This is a genomic window from Streptomyces albidochromogenes (genome assembly GCF_005981925.1).
Classification (GTDB): domain Bacteria; phylum Actinomycetota; class Actinomycetes; order Streptomycetales; family Streptomycetaceae; genus Streptomyces; species Streptomyces albidochromogenes.
In genome coordinates, this window is the sequence record NZ_VBVX01000469.1 from 1 (window position 1) to 3,566 (window position 3,566).

Here is a 3,566-nt window from a genome sequence, read left to right on the forward strand (position 1 = left end):
GCCCGGAAGGTGCCGGACCTTTTCGGGATGGCCCGGCACCTTCCGGGCCCCCTGTCCGTTCTCTTTGCGGGTAACAGTGGGCCTTCCTGCGGGCGGACCTCCCGGCGTGGCGGGGTCCTCGCTTACGATGGCCGATGCGGTGGGGACCACCTGCCGTGCCCGCGCCAGCGTCCCTACATGACTCAGTGCACAGGCCCGACCGGCAAGGAGACCAGCCTCAGTGTCCGTCTTCAACAAGCTCATGCGTGCAGGCGAAGGCAAGATCCTGCGCAAACTGCACCGCATCGCGGACCAGGTCAACTCCATCGAAGAGGACTTCGTCAACCTCTCCGACGCCGAGTTGCGGGCGCTCACCGACGAGTACAAGGAGCGGTACGCCGACGGCGAGAGCCTGGACGACCTGCTCCCCGAGGCGTTCGCGACCGTCCGCGAGGCAGCCAAGCGTGTTCTCGGTCAGCGCCACTACGACGTCCAGATGATGGGTGGCGCCGCCCTTCACCTCGGTTATGTCGCCGAGATGAAGACCGGTGAGGGCAAGACCCTCGTCGGCACGCTCCCCGCGTATCTGAACGCGCTGTCCGGCAAGGGCGTCCACCTGATCACGGTGAACGACTACCTGGCCGAGCGCGACTCCGAGATGATGGGCCGGGTGCACAAGTTCCTCGGCCTCGAGGTCGGCTGCATTCTGGCCAACATGTCGCCGGCGCAGCGCCGCGAGATGTACGCCTGCGACATCACGTACGGCACGAACAACGAGTTCGGCTTCGACTACCTGCGCGACAACATGGCGTGGTCGAAGGACGAGCTCGTCCAGCGCGGCCACAACTTCGCGATCGTCGACGAGGTCGACTCGATCCTGGTCGACGAGGCCCGTACGCCGCTGATCATCTCGGGTCCGGCCGACCAGGCCACCAAGTGGTACGGCGACTTCGCCAAGCTGGTCGTCCGCCTGAAGAAGGGCGAGCCGGGCAACCCCCTCAAGGGCATCGAGGAGACCGGCGACTACGAGGTCGACGAGAAGAAGCGCACCGTCGCCATCCACGAGGCCGGCGTCGCCAAGGTCGAGGACTGGCTGGGCATCGACAACCTCTACGAGTCGGTGAACACCCCGCTCGTCGGTTACCTGAACAACGCCATCAAGGCCAAGGAACTGTTCAAGAAGGACAAGGACTACGTCGTCATCGACGGCGAGGTCATGATCGTCGACGAGCACACCGGGCGTATCCTCGCCGGCCGCCGCTACAACGAGGGCATGCACCAGGCGATCGAGGCGAAGGAAGGGGTGGACATCAAGGACGAGAACCAGACGCTCGCCACGATCACCCTGCAGAACTTCTTCCGCCTGTACGACAAGCTCTCCGGCATGACCGGTACGGCCATGACCGAGGCCGCCGAGTTCCACCAGATCTACAAGCTGGGCGTCGTGCCGATCCCGACGAACCGGCCGATGGTCCGCGCCGACCAGTCCGACCTGATCTACCGCACCGAGGTCGCGAAGTTCGCCGCGGTCGTCGACGACATCGTGGAGAAGCACGAGAAGGGTCAGCCGATCCTGGTCGGCACGACCTCCGTGGAGAAGTCGGAGTACCTCTCGCAGCAGCTGTCCAAGCGCGGCGTGCAGCACGAGGTCCTCAACGCCAAGCAGCACGACCGTGAGGCGTCGATCGTCGCCCAGGCCGGCCGCAAGGGCGCCGTCACCGTCGCCACCAACATGGCCGGCCGCGGTACGGACATCAAGCTCGGCGGCAACCCGGACGACCTCGCCGAGGCGGAGCTGCGTCAGCGCGGCCTCGACCCGGAGGAGCACATCGAGGAGTGGGCCGCCGCGCTGCCCGCCGCTCTCGAGAAGGCCGAGCAGGCGGTCAAGGCCGAGTTCGAAGAGGTCAAGGCGCTCGGCGGGCTGTACGTGCTGGGCACGGAGCGGCACGAGTCGCGTCGTATCGACAACCAGCTGCGTGGCCGCTCCGGCCGTCAGGGCGACCCGGGCGAGTCCCGCTTCTACCTGTCGCTGGGCGACGACCTGATGCGCCTGTTCAAGGCCGCGATGGTCGAGCGTGTGATGTCGATGGCGAACGTCCCCGACGACGTGCCGATCGAGAACAAGATGGTGACGCGCGCGATCGCCTCCGCGCAGTCGCAGGTCGAGCAGCAGAACTTCGAGTCGCGCAAGAACGTCCTGAAGTACGACGAGGTGCTCAACCGGCAGCGTCAGGTCATCTACGGCGAGCGCCGCCGCGTCCTGGAGGGCGAGGACCTGCAGGAGCAGATCCGCCACTTCATGGACGACACGATCGACGCGTACATCCAGGCGGAGACCGTCGAGGGGTTCGCCGAGGAGTGGGACCTCGACCGGCTGTGGGGCGCTTTCAAGCAGCTCTACCCGGTGAAGGTCACGGTCGAGGAACTGGAGGAGGCGGCGGGCGACCGCGCGGGCATCACCGCCGAGTTCATCGCCGAGTCCATCAAGGACGACATCTACGCCCAGTACGCCCAGCGCGAGGCGCAGCTCGGCTCCGACATCATGCGTGAGCTGGAGCGGCGCGTGGTGCTGTCCGTGCTGGACCGCAAGTGGCGCGAGCACCTCTACGAGATGGACTACCTCCAGGAGGGCATCGGCCTGCGCGCGATGGCCCAGAAGGACCCGCTGGTCGAGTACCAGCGCGAGGGCTTCGACATGTTCAACGCCATGATGGACGGCATCAAGGAAGAGTCCGTCGGCTACCTGTTCAACCTGGAGGTCCAGGTCGAGCAGCAGGTCGAGGAGGTTCCGGTGCAGGCCGTTCCGGACCAGGCGGTGGGCGGGAAGCCGTCCCTCCGCAAGGAGGACGCGGTGCCGGCGGGCGCGGGCCGGCCGGAGATCCGGGCGAAGGGTCTCGACGCCCCGCAGCGGCCCGACCGGCTGCACTTCTCCGCTCCCACGGTCGACGGTGAGGGCGGCGTCATCGAGGGCGACTTCGACAACGGCGACGGGCCCGCGCGGTCCGAGTCGGACGGCATGACGCGTGCCGAGCGGCGCAAGGCCCAGAAGGGCGGCAGCCGCCGCCGCAAGAAGTAGGCGCGCGGGTACGTACGTACCGCTTGCGCGGCCGGGGCCGGACACCACGTGTGGTGTCCGGCCCTGGCCGTTCGTGTCCCCGGGGCCGCGCCGGTGGCGGGCCGGCGCGTGGGCCGCAGCGGGCCGGTTCTACGCCGGCGCGCAGGCCGCCGCCGACGGGGCGCCGCCGAGTTCCACGGCGGCGCAGCGCCACCGCAGGTCACGGCCCTGCTCCAGGCGGAACGCCATCGCCCGTACCTGCTCGCCGGCCGCGATGCTCGCGAAGGCCTCGACCACCCCAGGGCGCGGGTGGAAGCCGCCGCAGGTGCGTACGACGGGGAGGACGCCCCGGGTGCGCAGCGGAGTCCGGGGCGCCAGCTGGACGAGCTGCTCGTACGCCTCGCCGATGGTGTGGCCCAGCATCCAGTGCACGGGGCGCCGGCCGCTGAGCACCGCCAGCAGGCGCTCGGCGAACTGCTCGTGCGGGGTCGGACGGCGGTGGTGCGGGGGGCGGTGCTGGGCCGGGACGGTG

General features: G+C 68.7%; 2 protein-coding genes. One reads left to right on the forward strand and one right to left on the reverse strand.

From position 1 onward, the window contains the following. Positions 1 to 220: 220 nt before the first annotated feature. Positions 221 to 3,055, forward strand: a complete 2,835-nt coding sequence (secA, locus tag E2E34_RS32575) for a preprotein translocase subunit SecA (protein ID WP_138905442.1) — start codon at positions 221 to 223, stop codon at positions 3,053 to 3,055. Positions 3,056 to 3,184: 129 nt separating this feature from the next. Here the strand turns inward: secA and E2E34_RS32580 are convergent. Further along, a partial coding sequence (locus tag E2E34_RS32580; protein ID WP_244316353.1) for an Rv3235 family protein occupies positions 3,185 to 3,566 on the reverse strand: 382 nt, incomplete at its 5' end.